Source organism: Amycolatopsis sp. NPDC049691, from assembly GCF_040675005.1.
Taxonomy (GTDB): Bacteria; Actinomycetota; Actinomycetes; order Mycobacteriales; family Pseudonocardiaceae; genus Amycolatopsis.
Genome location: NZ_JBFANX010000029.1, coordinates 14,287 through 29,863, shown reverse-complemented (window position 1 = coordinate 29,863; position 15,577 = coordinate 14,287). Strand labels below are relative to the sequence as shown.

Annotated in this window: 11 protein-coding genes; 4 read left to right on the top strand and 7 right to left on the bottom strand. The window is 73.7% G+C overall.

Features of this window, described 5'->3' with window-relative positions; genetic code table 11:
• The first annotated feature begins 135 nt into the window (after window positions 1–135).
• Both AB0J40_RS41965 and AB0J40_RS41960 read left to right on the top strand, forming a co-directional pair.
• Window positions 136–612, top strand: a complete 477-nt coding sequence (locus AB0J40_RS41965) for a hypothetical protein (protein WP_364465238.1) — start codon at window positions 136–138, stop codon at window positions 610–612.
• Between the two features lie 230 nt (window positions 613–842).
• Window positions 843–5,948 (top strand): acyltransferase domain-containing protein, encoded by a 5,106-nt coding sequence (locus AB0J40_RS41960; protein WP_364465236.1) that lies wholly within the window; start codon window positions 843–845, stop codon window positions 5,946–5,948.
• Here the strand turns inward: AB0J40_RS41960 and AB0J40_RS41955 are convergent.
• From AB0J40_RS41955 to AB0J40_RS41940, 4 genes are all read right to left on the bottom strand, one after another.
• Window positions 5,945–7,138 carry a helix-turn-helix domain-containing protein gene (locus AB0J40_RS41955; RefSeq protein ID WP_364465234.1) on the bottom strand — a complete coding sequence of 398 codons (1,194 nt, stop codon included), beginning with the start codon at window positions 7,136–7,138 and terminating at the stop codon, window positions 5,945–5,947. The genes AB0J40_RS41960 and AB0J40_RS41955 overlap by 4 nt on opposite strands.
• 28 nt (window positions 7,139–7,166) lie before the next feature.
• Entirely contained in the window at window positions 7,167–8,357 is a 1,191-nt protein-coding gene (locus tag AB0J40_RS41950; RefSeq protein ID WP_364465419.1) for a helix-turn-helix domain-containing protein, read from the bottom strand.
• 403 nt (window positions 8,358–8,760) lie between these two features.
• On the bottom strand, window positions 8,761–9,675 hold the full coding sequence (locus AB0J40_RS41945; RefSeq protein WP_364465233.1) for an alpha/beta fold hydrolase: 915 nt from the start codon (window positions 9,673–9,675) through the stop codon (window positions 8,761–8,763).
• A 338-nt stretch (window positions 9,676–10,013) separates the two neighbouring features.
• The gene (locus AB0J40_RS41940; RefSeq protein WP_364465231.1) at window positions 10,014–11,222 is read right to left on the bottom strand and encodes a helix-turn-helix domain-containing protein; all 1,209 of its coding nucleotides are present in this window, start codon (window positions 11,220–11,222) and stop codon (window positions 10,014–10,016) included.
• A gap of 197 nt (window positions 11,223–11,419) precedes the next feature.
• Between AB0J40_RS41940 and AB0J40_RS41935 the strand changes: the two genes are divergently transcribed.
• Window positions 11,420–12,616: a helix-turn-helix domain-containing protein gene (locus tag AB0J40_RS41935; RefSeq protein ID WP_364465229.1), complete on the top strand. Its 1,197-nt coding sequence runs from the start codon at window positions 11,420–11,422 to the stop codon at window positions 12,614–12,616.
• A gap of 39 nt (window positions 12,617–12,655) precedes the next feature.
• Here the strand turns inward: AB0J40_RS41935 and AB0J40_RS41930 are convergent, their stop codons facing one another.
• Entirely contained in the window at window positions 12,656–13,183 is a 528-nt protein-coding gene (locus AB0J40_RS41930) for a GtrA family protein (protein ID WP_364465227.1), read from the bottom strand.
• Window positions 13,184–13,223: 40 nt separating this feature from the next.
• On the opposite strand from AB0J40_RS41930, the gene AB0J40_RS41925 reads away from it, so the two are divergent.
• Window positions 13,224–13,811, top strand: a complete 588-nt coding sequence (locus AB0J40_RS41925; protein ID WP_364465225.1) for a hypothetical protein — start codon at window positions 13,224–13,226, stop codon at window positions 13,809–13,811.
• Here AB0J40_RS41925 and AB0J40_RS41920 read toward each other — a convergent pair whose 3' ends face one another.
• Window positions 13,812–15,005 carry a lipase family protein gene (locus tag AB0J40_RS41920; RefSeq protein ID WP_364465223.1) on the bottom strand — a complete coding sequence of 398 codons (1,194 nt, stop codon included), beginning with the start codon at window positions 15,003–15,005 and terminating at the stop codon, window positions 13,812–13,814.
• Window positions 15,002–15,565 (bottom strand): hypothetical protein, encoded by a 564-nt coding sequence (locus AB0J40_RS41915; RefSeq protein ID WP_364465221.1) that lies wholly within the window; start codon window positions 15,563–15,565, stop codon window positions 15,002–15,004. The genes AB0J40_RS41920 and AB0J40_RS41915 overlap by 4 nt, the downstream gene beginning before the upstream one ends.
• Window positions 15,566–15,577 lie beyond the last annotated feature (12 nt).

Genomic DNA, 15,577 nt, shown 5'->3' with positions numbered 1-15,577 from the left:
GCGACGAAGAAACGCACGGTGAAGGTCGCGGGCCGCCACCACGAGCCCGGGGACCAAGACCCTCGTGAGGGTTCGGACGGGTTGGCACCCGCCTTGTCACTCACGACCACTGGGCCACGGCGGCGGGCGAGGGTGGTGCTCGCGGCGGTGGCGGTGCTCATGACCGGGCTGGCGGTGTGGTTCAGCCTCGAAGCGCGGAGCACGAACGCCGTCGTCGCGCACAACACCGCGCTTTCCGACGTGGCGGGTACGGCCGACGCCGGGAAACAGATCAGCGCCGCGCTCGGCACGCTGTTCTCCTACCGCTACGACGATCCGGCCAAGAACGAACAGGCGGCGAAGGACCTGCTCGCCGGCCCCGCCCGCGCGCAGTACGACCAGCTCTTCGGCCAGGTCCGCAAGCTGGCCGCGGACCAGAAGCTCGTGGTGACGTCGACGGCCGTCGCGTCCGGCGTGAAACTGCTCGACGGCGACCGCGCGGCGCTGCTGGTGTTCCTCGACCAGACCGGCACCCGCGGTGACGGGCAGCAGAGCACCGGGGCGGCCCAGCTGAGCGTCACGGCCGAGCGGGTGGCCGGGAAGTGGCGGGTCACCGGGATGTCCGCCGCGTGATTGTCACGTTGACAACAGGCGTTGCCCGCGTCGCAGTGAACGGAATGACAAAGTATTTACGCGCATTCCCGGTTCGTTGACACGGATTCAACGCGGGAAATACGGTGAATCACCGATCCGCCGCGAGAAATGCGCGAGGAATCCATGCTCACGAGTTCGATCGTCGATATCGTCGAAGAACCGAGGGAATTCGCCGCCGACGCGGCGCCCGCGGACCTCGGTGGCGTGCGGTGAACGACCCCGACGAGCTGCGGCGGTGGCTCACCGAGCGGATCGCCGGGCTCGCCGGCCTCGCGCCGGACCTGGTCGACGCCGGGGTTCCGCTGGCCGAGCTGGGGCTGTCCTCACGGGACGCGGCTTCGGTCGCTGCCGAGCTGGGGGAGCTGCTCGGCCGCGAACCCGACCTGGGCTTGCTCGCGCGGTACCCGTCGATCACGGCATTGGCGGCGGCACTCGCCGACGCCCGGCCGCGACCCCGGGCCGTCGAGCCGGTCGCGGTGCTCGGTATCGGCTGCCGGCTGCCCGGAATCGAGTCGCCCGAGGGGTTCTGGGACGCGCTGCGGTCCGGCGTCTTCCCGGCGGGCGCTTCCCTCGCCGGGTTCGACGCGGCGTTCTTCGGCATCGACGTGGCCGAGGCGGCGGCGATGGACCCGCGGGAACGGCTGCTGCTGGAGACGACGTGGGCGGCGTTCGAGCACGCGGGCATCGCACCGGGCACGCTGCGCGGCAGCCGGACGGGCGTGTTCGCCGGGGTCTCGGCGGGGCCGTCGGCGATCGCGAGCGGGGTGTCGGACCGGTTCGGCCTGCGCGGGCCGAGCCTGGTGGTGGACGCGGAGGACACGGCATCGTCGGCGGCCGTCCACCAGGCGGTGCGCGCGCTGGCGGCGGGTGAGGCCGACGTGACGGTCGCGGCGGGGGTGCACGAGCAGGCCGTGGCGGTGGTGGTGCTGAAGCGCCTGGCCGACGCCCGCCGCGACGGCGACCGGGTACTGGCGGTGATCCGCGGCAGTGCGGTGGGTGCCGCCGGGGCGGCGGCGCGGGAGCAGGTCCTGGCGGATGCGCACGCGGTGGCGGGTTCGGACCCGGCCACTGTGGACTACGTCGAGACGCGGGGGACGCGGGCGGAGGTCCGGGCACTGGAGGCGGTGCCGGCCCGCAACCGGGACGAGCGCCGGCCACTGCTGTTCGGCTCGCCGGCGGCGGGGGTCGGTGGCCTTGAGGCCGTGGCGGGGATCTTCGGGTTGGTCAAGGTGGTGCTTGCGCTGTGGCACAACCGGATCCCGCCGACCGGGCCCAGTGCCGGCCCGGAGAGCGATCGCCTGTCCTTGACGGCGGAGGGAACCGACTGGCCGCGCTATGGCGGCACCGCGCGCGCCGGGGTTTCCGCTTTCGGTCGCACCGGGGCTCACCTCGTGCTCGAGGAATGGCCGAAACCGCTCACCCCCGCCGCGCCGGGCTCGCGCTGGAGCGGGCGGCCGCAGATCTTCGCGTTGTCCGCCCATTCCGAATCGGCGCTGCGCCGCCGTGCCGGTGACCTGGCCGGCTGGCTGGCCGGACCCGGCCGCACGATCGCGCCTGGGGACCTTGCCGCAGCACTGGCCCGGCGCCGGGAGCACTTGCGGTTGCGAGCTGCCGTGGTGACGTCGTCCCGGTCGGCTCTCGTTGCGGGATTGCGCGCGCTCGCCGAGGGGCGCACCACCGCCGATGTCGTGCGGGGCACGGCCGAGGGTGAGTTGTGGGGTGCGGTGTTCGAGGGGCGGCTCACCACCGAAGGCGGACCTTCGCGTCCGGTCTCCCAAGGCCAGCGTACCGCCGGGCGCGCACTCCCGCGTCCGGTCTTCGTCTTCTCCGGCCCGGGCTCGCAATGGCCCGCGATGGGGCGGCGCATGCTCGGCGCCGAACCGGAGTTCCGGGCCGCCGTCGCCGCGCTGGAGCCGGTTTTTCTCGCCAAAGCCGGGTTCTCGCTGCGGCGCGCCCTGCGCCGGCCGCTCGGTGACCCTACCGTGGTGGCGCCGCTCGTCTTCGGCATGCAGGTTGCCCTCGCGGACTGGTGGCGGGCGCACGGTGTCGAACCCGCCGCCGTGCTCGGGCACTCGACCGGTGAGGTCGCCGCCGCCGTCGTCGCCGGTGCGCTGGACGTCGATGACGGCCTCGACATCGTCGTCACCTCGGCGCACCTGCTCGCGGAGCTGCCGCCCGGCCCGATGGCCGTCGTCGAACTGCCGGCCGACGAGGTGCGCGAGCCCGGCCTCACCGTTGTCGAATACGCGTCGCCGACGCAGTGCACCGTCGCCGGCAGTGCCGAGGACATCGCCGCCATCGTGTCGCGGGTGGACGGGCTCGGCCGGCTGGCGCGGCGGGTCGACGGCACCGGCCACACCGCCGCCGTCGAGCCGGTTCTCGGCCGGCTTCGCGCCGCCCTCGGTCGGCTGCGGCCCCGGCCGCCCGCGACGAAGTGCTACTCGAGCGCGGTCGACGACGCGGTGCCGGTGTTCGACGTGGACCACTGGGTGGCCACCCTGCGCCGGCCGGTCCGGTTCACCCAGGCGGTCGCCGCCGCCGTCGCCGACGGGCACCGCTGGTTCGTCGAGGTCTCGCCGCACCCGATCGCCCTGCCCGCCGTCGAGCAGACCGCCGCCGGTGTCCGGACGCTGGCCAGCCTGAGCCGCCGCGACGGCGAGGAAAACGCTTTCGCACGCTCCCTCGCCGAACTGCACGCCGCCGGCCACCCGGCGGTGCTCCACCGCCGCTACCCGGAGGCGCCCGTGCTCGACCTGCCCCCGCCGCCGTGGGACCACCGGACGTTCCGCCCGCCCCGGCGCGCGACGAGCCACCCGCTGCTCGGCACCCGCGTCGAAGTGCCCGGCGAGGACCGGCACCTGTGGCAGGCGGCGATCACCCCGGACGCGGCCGAAAACCGGTGGCACGACGTCCCGGTGTTCCCGGCGACCGGGTTCCTGGAACTGTTCCTGGCCGGCGCGCGGGAGCTGTTCGGCACCGGCCGCGTCCGCGTCGACGGCCTCGAGGTCCACCGGGTGCTCGCGGTGACCGCGGAAACGGTGCTCAGCACGGAAATCCGCGTCGACGGCACCGCCGTGGTGCGGGCGAAGGCGGGCGCGCGCTGGGTGCGGCACGCGACCGCGTGGGTTTCGGCCGACACCGATCCGGCACCGGCCGTACTGTCCGAAGTAGACGGATTCGTGAAGCCGTCGCCGCCGGGGTACGCCCTGCACCCGGCCCTGGCCGGCGCCTGTCTGGACGCCCTGAGTCCCGGCGAGGTCACCGGGATCGGCCGGGTCCGGCTGCTCGGCGACCCGGCCCGGGGCGGGCGAGCACGGACCGACGGCAGCGAAGCGGTCCAGCTCGTCGCCGGGGACGGCGAGGTCGTCGCCGACTTCGCCGGCGTCCGCTTCCGGGCTCCCGGTGCCGCGCCGCTGGCCGCCCGCGCGTTCGGCACGACCTGGCCCGAGGTACCGCTGCCGCCGGTCCCGCCGGGAGCACCGGGTTCGTGGCTGCTGCTGACCGACGAGCACCCGGCCGCGCTGGGCCGGGCCGTCGCGCTCGCCCTCGCGCTGGCCGAAGCCGGCGACGAAGCTCTTTCCCTGCCGCAGGACGACCTCGGCGAGCTGCCGGGCTTCCTCGCCGAACGGCCGGTCCGCGGCGTCGTCTTCCTCGCCGGCGCACCGCACGCCTACCGCGATCCCGAGGAGGCCCGCGACCTGCTGCAGACCGTCCGCTCGGTGGCCGCCCGCCTCGGACCGGACGTCCGGTTCCACCTCGTGACGCAGTCGAGCGGCGAGCCGGGGCTGGCGTTCCTGCGCGGGCTCGTGCGGGTGCTCGCCGTCGAGTGCCCGGGATTGCGGGCCACGCTCGTCGACTGGGACACCCGATCCGACGTGGACGCACTGGCGCGCGAACTGCGATCCGACGCATCCGACGACGACGTGCGCTGGCGCCACAACGTCCGGTACGCGGCACGGCTGGTCCGCGTCCCGCTCGTCGACGGTGGCACGACCGGCCCGGGTGCCTACGTGATCACCGGCGGCTTCGGCGCGCTGGGCCGCGTCACCGCGCACTGGCTGGCGGGCAATGGTGCGACGCGTATCGTCCTGTGTGGACGTACCAGCGGCACGGTCGAACTGTCCGAAGTGGACGTGGTCGTCGTCGAAGGGGATATCGCGGCGCCCGGCGTCGCGGAGCGGCTCGTCGAAGCGGCCACCGCGGATGGCCTGCCGTTGCGGGGAATCGTGCACGCGGCGAGCGTCCCCGGCGACGACGTCGCGGCGGTGTGGCGCCCCAAGGTCCTCGGAGCGCAACGCCTGCACGAAGCGACTGCCGACACGCCACCGGACTGGTGGCTCAACTACGCGTCGACGGCGGTGCTGTTCGGCGAGCCCGGCCGGACGGCCCAAGCGACGGCGGACGCGTGGCTGGACGCGTTCGCGGCTTGGCGCCGGTCGCGGGGCCTCCCCGCGACGACGGTGCACTGGGGCGCCGCCTCGGAGGCCGTCGAAGCCCTGCCGGCCGTGCTCGCCTCGGATCGGCCGTCGGTCGGGATCGCGCGCTTGGACGCGAGCCGGGACCTCGTCCGGCGGCCGTACTTCGCGGTGGTACTGGACGGCGTCCCGGTGGTCGCCACCCCGCGCGATCGGCTGGCGGACATCGTCGCCGGGCTCCTCGGCCGCGCGGCACCCTCGGACGTGCCGCTGGTCGAGCTGGGACTGGACTCCCTGACGGCGATGCGCGCGCGGGCCGCGGTCGAGCGGGAGTTCGGCGTGGAGCTGCCGGTGCCCCTGCTGCTGGGTGGGGCGCGCCTCGACGACCTCGCCGGGTACGTGACGGGCACGCCGGTCCCCGTCCGGGGCCAGCGGCCGGGCACACCGCTGGTGCTGTTCGGCGAGCCCGGGGTGTACCGGCCGCTGCTCGACCACCTCGACGAGGTGCCGTCCTACGTCCTTGACGTGTCCGATGTGGACACCGGCGTGCAGAGGCTGCGCGAGGTGCTGCCGTCCGGGCCGTACCGGCTGGGCGGCTGGGCCGCAGGCGGTGTGCTGGCGGTCGAGACCGCGCGGCGCCTGACCGCACGGGGGGAGCGGGTCGACGTCGTGGTGCTCTTCGACGCCGAAGCGCCGGAAACCACCGAACCGTACGCGGGCCGGGTAGTGCTCTACCTGGCCGAGGACGCGGCCGCACCCGGCTGGGCGGCGTGCTGCACGGATCTGCACGTCGAGGCCGTGCCGGGGAACCACCGGTCGCTGCTCGACGCGCCGCACGTGGCGCGCCACCTCGCCGCCGAGCTCGCCGGGCGCACCAGCCCGGGCATCACGCCGGTTTAGGTCAGCGTCGCGCGCAGCGCGAGGATCATCTCGAAGCGGTCGTCCGGATCCCGCAGGTGGTCGGCGAACAACGCCTCCAGCTCCTGGGCGCGGGCGCGGACCGTCTGCGGGTGGATCGCCAGCCGGTCGGCCACCTCACGGACGTTGCCGCACGTCTCCAGCCACGCCAGCAGCGTTCCCGCCAGCCGGTTGTACTGCTTCGGGTTCAACGCCGTCAGCGGCGCCAGCCGGCGCCGGGACACTTCCGTCGCCAGGAACGGTTCCTTGCGCAGCCACAGCGTCGCCAGGTGGTCTTCGCACCAGGTCAGGGGCTCGTCCGGGAGGACGTCGGGGACCAGCCGCAACGCCTCCTGCGCCGTCGCCAGCGAGCGGGCCGCCTGCCGCGGGGGCACCGGCGGGCCGACCGCCGCCCGGTGCCCCGCCAGCGCGGCCGTCAACGCGGCGCGGTCCGAAGGCGCCGGCAGCACCAGCCGTGGCGTCCCGTCTTCGAAGTCCTCCAGCGCGCCGAGCCCGGTGACGTCCACGGGCCCGGCCAAGGCCACCGCGACCAGCCGGTGCGGCAACGGCCAGTCCGCCGCCGTCGCCGCTTCCTGGACCGTCCGCGACGGCGACGGCGGGTCCGCCAGCAGCAGGTCGAGCAGCCGTCGCCGACGCCGTTCCAGCGCGCCCGCGGCCCGGGCCTGCGCGGCCGCGTGCCCTTCGATCGACAACGCCGACAGCTCGTCGATGTAGGCGAAGATCGCCTCGGCCAGCAGGCACAGCGTCGCCGACGGCACGCCCGCCCGCGTCCCCACCTCGGCCATCCGCCGCCAGGTGACGCGCGCGCCGACCCGGTAGGCCGCCTGCAGGACGTCGAGGTTGCGGCCCTGCGCGAGCTCGTGCACGCCGAGCCCGACGAACACCTTCCGCCGCGAGTCCGGGATCGGCCCCGACGCGGCGATCCGGTCGATGAACTGCAGGATCGCCGCCTGCACGCCCGCCCGCAGCGCCTTGCCGAAGGCGCCGTCGAGCGGCCGCGCGTAGTCCGGGATGGTCCGCTGGATCTCGCGCAGCACTTCGTCGGCGACGTCGAGCATGCGCGGCCGGAACACCGCGGCCAGCTCGCGGGGGAGCATGGCCCACAGCTGTCCCGGCCTGCCGTCGCCGCTCAGCATCGGCCCGAACGTCGTTTCGCCGGACGGTCCCGTCACGGAAACCCCACCTCGTCTTTGAAGGGAGTCAGGAGCCGAGCAGGGCCTCCGCCCGCAGCGCGATCTCCATGTCGAGCCGGTCGTCGGCGTTGTTGAGCCGGTCGCCGAACAGGTCGATGAGCTGGTGCATGCGGTAGCGCACGGTCTGCGGGTGCACCTTGAGCTTCTTCGCGATTTCCGGCGCGCTGCCGCGGGACTGCAGCCAGATCAGCAGCGTCTCGCCGAGGCGTGCCCGCTGCTTCGGGGTGAGGTCGTTGAACGGCTCCAGGCTCCGCGAACACAGCTCGCGGACCAAGAACTCGTCGGAGAGCAGCCACAGCGTGGACAGGTGGTCGGTGCAGCGGGTGACCGGCGCGTCCGGCAGCACCCCGCGTTGCACGAGCTTCAATGTCCGGCGCGCCCACAGCAGCGACCGCGGCGCGTCGGTGAGCCGGACGGTCGGGCCGATCACCGCGCGCCAGCCCGGCAACCGCTCGCCGAGGTTCTTCAGGTGCTTTTCCGCGTCGCCGGTGACCAGGCACGGCTCGCCGCCCTCGAGGTCGACGAGGACGTCGGGGTGCAGGTCCGGCGCGGCGAGGCTGTGCTGGTCGGCGCGCGGTTCGAGGGCGACGACCGTGACTTCGGCCGGCAGCGCCCACTGCGCGGTCGCGGCCTGCGCGCTGATGGTCTGCGGCGCCGACGGCGGGTCGGCGAGCAGCAGTTCCAGCAGGCGTCTCCGGCGCCGCGCCCGGGTGCCGGCCGCGCGGGTCTGCGCCGCCGTGTAGCCCTCGATCGAGAGCGCGGAGATCTCGTCGACGTAGGCGAAGATCGCCTCGGCCGACGTGCAGAGCGTGTCCGCGGCGACGCCGGCGGCCTGCCCGAACTCCGAGATGTGCCGCCACGCGACGCGACCGCCGACGCGGTAGGCCGTTTGGAGGCAGTCGAGGCTGCGGCCCTCGTTGAACTCGATCTTGCCGAGGTTGCGGAACACGGTCGTCCACGTCTCGAGCGGCACGGCACCGGGGGTGCCGACACTGTCGAGGCACTGGATGATCGCCTGCCGGACACCCTGCGTGATGATGTGCCCGAACGCGCCTTCGAGGGGCTGGCGGTACTCGGGCACCGCCCGCTGGACCTCCTGCAGGATGGCGCGGGCCAGCGGGTCGACCCGCGGCTTGAAGCGGATCGCCAGCTCACGGGGCAGCGACGCCCACAGCCCGATGGCGCCGGAAGCGCGCACGGGCCGGGGTTCCGCCGGGCTGCGGGGAGCGGGCGGGTAGGCGGTCCGGGGCCGGTCGGCCGACACGGACTGGTGCCGGTAGGCCGGTCCGGAAGGGCGTTCTCCGGGGTTGGGCCGTCCCGCCCGCAGGGCGGGGGCGGCGAACCCGGTGTCCACGTCGGTCATGTGTTTTATCCTTGCTGGCAACAAAACTGGCCTCTTCGTCGTCGAAGCCGGTCCGGATTTTGTGGCTCAGGCAACATAATTTCGCGCGAACCGCAGTGTCAACGGGTTCTCCGCTGACTTTGCGGTAACCCGTCCGGACTACACCCGAACGGGTGGAACGGCGTGATGAGAGGTGACACTTCCGCTTCCGGCGGATGGTGCGCGGATGACAACTTTTCCGCGGGGTGTTTCCGGGGGCTCACCACCCGGCCGTCAGCCGCGCGACGACGTCGTCGCGCGTGAGCCGCGCGGGTTCGGTCGTCGTGACGAACTCCCGCAGGAGCAGGCAGAAGCCGGCCGGATCGGCCACGTGCGGAAAGTGTTTCATGTTTTCGTGCACGGTCAAGCGGCTGTTCGGCAGCAGCTCGGCCGCCCGGCGGCCGTGGGCGGCGGGGATGAGCGGGTCGCGGCCGCCCCAGACCAGCAGCACCGGCACGGCTTCCGCCAGGTAGAGCTTCTCCAGTGCGCTCGCGCGCTGGCCGCGCAGGTCGATCAGGCCGCGCGCGATGGCGAAGAACGCCCGCCGCCGCGCGGGGTCGGCGAGCGAGCCGAAATGCCTTGCCAGCTCACGTGTTTCAGTTTTCAACGATCCACCGAGCCGGCGCCCGAGCCGGGCCGCGGCGCGCGCGATCGCCAGCGTCACCCGGTTCACCGCGCAGGCCACGACGGCCCGCGCGCCCGGCAACGCCGTGGCGCGCAGCACCGGGCTCACCTCCGGGCCGAGCCCCGCGCTGGCGACCAGGGCGAGCCGGTCGCACATTTCCGGGAACTGGTAGGCGAACTGCAGCGCGACGCCGCCGCCGAGCGAGTGGCCGACGACGGTGGCGTGCCGCACGCCGGACACCGCCAGCACGTCCCGCACGGTGCTCGCCAGCGCGCCGAGGCCGTAGTCCGCGCGCGGTGCCTCGGATTCGCCGTGGCCGGGCAGATCGGGCGCCAGCACGCGCTTGCCGAGCGCGGCGCACCGCGCCAGCAGTGGGGCCCAGGTCTCGGCGCTGCCCGCGATCCCGTGCAGCAGCACGACCGCTTCGTCGTGCGCACCCGTCGCGGGCAGGTGCTCGTGCAGCCGGATCCGGCGGCCGTGGAGGGTCAGCGTGTGCGTCTCGAGTGTCATCGGCGGCCCTTTCTCGCGGACCCGAAAATAGGGCATCCGACTACTCGCGACTGATGTGTCGCACGCCACTTCGCGGGAATGCGGGTGCGGGTGACAAGAACCGCAGGCGAAAGGCGATCGCGGGTGCGGGTTTCGCCGGTTCACCCGGTAATGCGTATCGACATTCCGCCGGTATCCGCGTATTCCTCGAAGGCATGGTCGCAATGACGCACCGGACGCGCTGATGTCCTGCCGCGCGAGTTTCCACCCCTATTCGCGGGAGCCCCGCCCGCCGCGGCCGGTGCGGCGCCCGTGGCGGCGCGTGCTGCCCCAGCCGGTGCGCGCCCTCGACCGCGCCCTCAGCGCTCCCGCTCACCGTCCGGCCGGTGCGCGCGCATGAGCCGCTGAGCCCGCAGGGCCAGCTGCATGCCGAGGCGGTCGTCGGCGTCCTTCAGCCGGTCGCCGAACAGCTCCTCCAGCTGCCGCAGCCGGTTGCGCACGGTCTGCGGGTGGACGCCGAGGCGCTGCGCGATCTCCGGCGCCCCGCCGCGCGTCTCCAGCCAGGCCAGCAGGGTCTCGCCGAGCCGGTCACGCTGCTTTTCGCTGAGCGAGGCGAACGGGTCGAGGCTCTGCCGGGCCAGCTCGGCGGCCAGGAAGTCCTCCGCGAGCAGCCAGAGCGTGGCCAGGTGGTCGCGGCACCAGATGATCGGGCCGGGCACGTCGGGCCCGGACAGCAGCAGCGCCCGCCGGGCGGTGCGCAGCGCGGCCGGCGCGTCGGCGAGCGGCACGGTCGGCGACACCGCGGCCCGCCAGCCGTCCAGCTTGGCTTCCAGCGGCGCGAGGTCCGCGTCCGGGTCGCGGGTCAGCAGGTGCGGCTCGGGGCCGTCGAGATCGGCCAGGACACCGTCGCCGAGAAGGTCGGCGGGGAAGCCGGCGGCGTCGGGGCCGCGTTCGAGGGCGACCATCGCGGCAGTCTCGGGCAGTGGCCAGCCGGCGCCGCCGGCCAGCTCGGCGATGCTGCTCGCGGCACCTTCCGGGGCCTGCACGATCAGCTCGAGCAGCCGGCGCCGCCGGACCGGGACGGCGCCTTCGGCGTCCGCCTGCGCCTGCTGGTAGCCCTCGATCGCGGTGGCGCAGAGCTCGTCGACGTAGGCGAAGATGGCTTCCGCGGCGACCGAGATCACGGCCGGGTCGACCCCGGCGGCGACGACGCCGGGGTGCATCGCCCGCCAGGCCACCCTGGCCCCGATCGTGGCGCTGTCCTGCAGGGCGTCGAGGCTGCGGCCCTCGGTGAACTCGATGCGGCCGCGGCCGCGGTAGAAGTCGATCCAGTGGTCGTGGGCCAGCTCCGGTTCGCCCATCGAGTCGACGCAGTGCTGCACGGCGAACTCGACGCTCTTGACCAGGACCTTCCCGAACACGCCCTTGAGCGGCCTGCCGTAGGCCGGGACCGTGCGCTGCACCTCCTGGATCATCGCGGCCGCGGCGCGCCCGACGTGCGGGCGCAGGCCCGCGCCGAGCGCGCGCGGCAGCGAGGCCAGCAAGCGGAAGCTGCGGTACTCGACCACCGATCCCCCTTCGAGTCGGTCCGGGCGGAGCAGAGCGTATCCGACGGTTGTGTCACTGAAAAATCAACGAGGTGTTCCCGGAAAGGGTGACGCGATGACGTCCTTTTGACACGGACGGGTGGGCGTCCTACGCTCCGTGTCAGATGGTGGGGGCTATTTCCGAGTGTCGATTAATCCGGTGGAGGACCGAATTCCCCATGCGCGGTTCTCCTGCTTCCGACGGCTCGGTGTGGGCCCGGCTGCCCCACGAGCTCGGCGACGCCGTGCGCCCGCGGATCCCGGAGATCGCGCGGGCCTGCATCGACGGCATCGCCGCCGAGATTCCGGAATATTCCGCGAGTTTCGGCCGCGGACCCACGCGCGTCGCGGCGATCGAGCAGGCGCGGCGCGGGATCGAGCGGGACATCGACCGCGTCGGCACGCCCGCGATGTGGCAGGCCGACCGGCTGGCCGAGTTCCGCGGGCACGGGCGTGCGGCGTTCCACAATGGCCTGAGCCGCGAGGCGGTGCAAGCGGCCGTGCGCGTGTCGAGCCGGGTGACGTGGCGCTGGATCGCCGACATCGCGCGGGAAGCCGGCCTGTCCGGCGACGTCCTGTACGGCGCGGCGGAAGGCATGTTCGCCGACGTCGAGACGTCGATGGCGGCGGTCGCCGAGGGTTACCGCGCGGCCGAAGCGGCGATGTCCGGCACGGGCGAGCGTCACCGCCGGTTGCTGCACGCGCTGCTCGCCGGCCGCACACCGGCCGAAGTGGACGGTCTGCTCGCGGCGTCGGGCCTGCCGGTGCCGTCCTGCGTGGCGGCGGTGGCGTTCCGCGCGTTGCCGGGCGCACCGGAGTTCCCGCCGGGGTTGCTGCCGGAACACGTCCCGGCCGACCCGTCGGGCGACCCGCCGGCCGCGCTGACCCCGGCCCCGGACACGGATCTGGCGGAGCTGGCCCGCTTGCCCGCCGGCTGGACGGCGGCGGTCGGGCCGCTGGTGCCCCCGTCGGCGGCGCCCGAGTCGTTCCGGGTGGCGCGCCGGGCACTGGACTTGTCGGCCCGCGGCTTGCTGGACGCCCCGGGGCCGGTGGTGTGGTGCCGCGACCACCTGACGACGTTGCTGCTGCTGGCGGACGAGTTCCTGGTGGCCCAGCTGGCGTCGACGACGCTGGCGCCGTTGGCGGGGCTGCCGGAGCGGCGGCGCGAGCAGCTGGCGGAGACGTTGCTGGCGTTGGTCCGGACCCGCGGGAGCGCGCCGGAGCTGGGGAGGATGCTGGAGCTGCACCCGCAGACGGTCCGGGCGCGGTTGAAGAAGCTGGGCGAGCTGTTCGGGGCTCGGCTCGACGATCCCGGCGAGCGGCTGCGGCTGGAGCTGGCGCTGCTGGCGGAACGGGCGTTGCCGGCCGGGGAGTGAGCGGCGCGGCGGCGAGACCGCGCCCTCGTGCACGCCGTCCTACGGCACTTCGACGACCGTCCCGTCACGCCGACCGCCTCGCGGGCCGGGTAGCCGCTCTACGACCAGCTCGGGTTCACCACCCTGGGTGACTCTCAATGGTGGCGTTGACGTCGGGAACACCCACCGGCGGTAACCGAACCAGCGGAACGCCGTCCCGGACAACGTCCCCAGCACCATCCCCGCCACGAAGTCCGCGACCTCCTGCGCCACGAAGCCCACGTGCGGGACCGACAGGTGCAGCACGTACCGCGACACCAGCGGCGGCACCAGGTTCACCGCCACCGCACCCGCGTTGACCACGAAGAACAGCGCCGCCTCGCGCACGCGGCGGTGGCCGCCGCGGCCGGCGAACGACCAGCGGCGGGACAGCAGGTACGCGAACGCCGTCGAGGCCACCGTCGCGCAGAAAAGCGCCGTCACCGGTTTCTCGCGGAACACGGTGAGCTTCAGGCTGTAGTCGCCCAGTAGGGTGACCCCGTACGCGGCCAGGCCGACGACGGCGAAGCGGAACAGCTCTCGCGGCATGGTTCCTCCAGGGAGACGCCGACAGGGTGGAGGTCTTTCGATGGCACGCACGGGCGGTGAGGGCGACATCCCCTCGGTCGCCGAGCTGGTGAACCTCTCGCAGACGAAACCGCTGATGATCCGCGGTGACCTCGACGCGATGCTCACCAGGGAAGAACCGGCGCCCGAACCCCAGCCCGATCCGCTGGCCATCCTCGACGCCGAGCTCGCGGCGCCGGAACCCGAGGACGAACGCCCGCTCGAAGCGCCGCCCGCCGAGTCCCGCCGCACCAAGCCGTACGTCCTCGCCGCGGGCGCCGCCGTCGCGCTCGGGCTGGCCGCCGTCGTGCTGTTCCAGCCGCAGCAGGTCGGCGGGACGGCCACGCCGCCGCCGGGCGCGACCGCCCCCGCCGCGCCGCCGGCCTCGAGCGACGCGGTGGAGACGATGAGCGCCACGGCCGAGCCGCCCCCGCTCACCGCGGAGGTGCACGACTCGCCGGTCCGGACCACGAACCCGCCGGCCGCCGCCGGGCGCAAACCCGCGCGCCCCTCGACGACGGCACCACCCGTCGAAGACCAGTGGCAGCAGTACGTCAGCTCGGTGATCAGCTCGTGGCAGCAGCACCCGCACGGCAGGCAGAACCGCTGATCAGCAGTTCGTCGTCGCCGGTTTCCCGGCGATCCGGTCCTCGACGAACGCCAGCACGTCGGCGTTGCCGGTGTAGACCAGCGTGATGTGGTCGGTGTCGTAGGTCTTCCACGTCACCGCCACCCCGGCCGCGCAGTACGCCTTGTGCAGCGCGTCGGCCTGGGCGAACTGAACCAGCTGGTCGCCGGTGGCGTGGTACTCGAACACCGGGACGCGCGGCGGGGTGCCGCCGAGCTTGTTCTCGTTCAGCCGCGCCACCCACGCGGGCTTGATGTAGCCCGGGCCGGTCGTGTAGTCCGCGATCTTCTGGTTCGCGTACGTCGTGAGCAGCTCGAACGTGCACGCGCTCTGCTTCATCTCGGCCAGCTTCGCGCGGCCGTTGTCGCTGAGGAACGAGTCCAGCTGCAGCTCCGGGTAGGCCTGGTCGAGACCGAGCAGGGCGTAGGCGAACACGCCGAACCCGAACTTGCCGTCGAGCTGCAGCGTCACCTGGACCAGGTCGGCGGGCACCCCGCCGGCCGCGATCCCGACGAGGTTCAGCTCCGGCGCGTACGTCGGCTGCAGCTCCCCGGCCCACGCCGCGGCGCCGCCGCCCTGGGAGTAGCCGCGGAAGACGACCTTGGCCGTCGAAGACAGCCCGGCCGCGGGGAGCCGCTGCGCCGCGCGGACGCCGTCGATCACCGCCGGGCCCTCCGAGCGGCCCACGACGTAGGTCGTCTTCGGCGTGCTCTGGTAGCCCTCGTAGTCCGGGACCGTGACGGCGTACCCCGCGTCGAGGAGGTCGTCGAGGCCGGGCTGCTCGTAGAACGCGCCGATGTCGATCATCTTCGACGGCGTGCAGCCGAACGCCGGCCCGTGCGTGCCGGGGTCGAACGAGACGATCGGCGCCGTCGCGCGGTCGGCGGTCTTCGGCACCAGCACGGTCCCGGTGACGGCGTCGGGCTGCCCGAGCGCGTTCGTCGACAGGTACATCACCTGCCACGCGTCGACGGAAGCCTTGCGCGGACCCGCGTTCGACGGCCGCCAGCGGATGACGTCACCCGGCTTGCCCGCGGGCAGCGGCGACGGCGGCGTGTAGAACGCGTCGCCGGCGGGGCCGGGGTCCGGGGCCGCGGACACCGCCGACGCCGCGGGCGCGACCCCGGCGGCGAGCACCAGCGCCACGACGGCGGCGAGCACGCGGCGGGCGGTCACGAGCCCGTCCCGTAGACGCGCTTGCAGGTCGCGGACTCGCTGAAGGCCAGGTTCAGCTCGGGGTTCGCCTTGAGGTCCTTGATCGGCCCCTCCGGATCGGCGAGCTGGCCCATCGTCGCGTCGGCGTCGGAGATGACCTTGCGCAGGCTCGGCTGGTCGGTCACCTTCGCCTGCTCCATCTTGGACTTCGTCTGCGCGAGCTTGGTCTTCGTCTCGGTGAGGTTGCCGGTCGCCTTGTCCACAGCGGACTGTCCATCCGGGACGGGCGGGACGCCGGCGGTGCGCAGGCCGCCCGCCATGTCGTCGAGGGCCGAACCGAGTCGGCCGAGGAAGTCGACCATCGCGTCCCGGGTCTTCACCGGGTCGGCGTCGTCGACGGCCGGCGGCTGCGACAGCTTCGCCGAGCCCGCGGCCACGCCGGTGCACACCTTGTCGACCCAGGCCAGCGCCGCGGGATCGGCGTGCCTGCCGGGGTCGGCGGGGGCGTCCGAGCCGCACGCGGAGCACGACAGAAGCGCGGCCGCCGCCATTGCGAGCACCGCGCTGTGCATTCTTTTCATGGGTTTCGAAGC

Bases quoted from the DNA above. Each gene is read 5' to 3' on its own strand.
- AB0J40_RS41945 (WP_364465233.1), bottom strand. From the start codon at position 9,675: ATGACACTCGAGACGCACACGCTGACCCTCCACGGCCGCCGGATCCGG.
- AB0J40_RS41935 (WP_364465229.1), top strand. From the start codon at position 11,420: ATGCGCGGTTCTCCTGCTTCCGACGGCTCGGTGTGGGCCCGGCTGCCC.
- AB0J40_RS41930 (WP_364465227.1), bottom strand. From the start codon at position 13,183: ATGCCGCGAGAGCTGTTCCGCTTCGCCGTCGTCGGCCTGGCCGCGTAC.
- AB0J40_RS41925 (WP_364465225.1), top strand. From the start codon at position 13,224: ATGGCACGCACGGGCGGTGAGGGCGACATCCCCTCGGTCGCCGAGCTG.
- AB0J40_RS41915 (WP_364465221.1), bottom strand. From the start codon at position 15,565: ATGAAAAGAATGCACAGCGCGGTGCTCGCAATGGCGGCGGCCGCGCTT.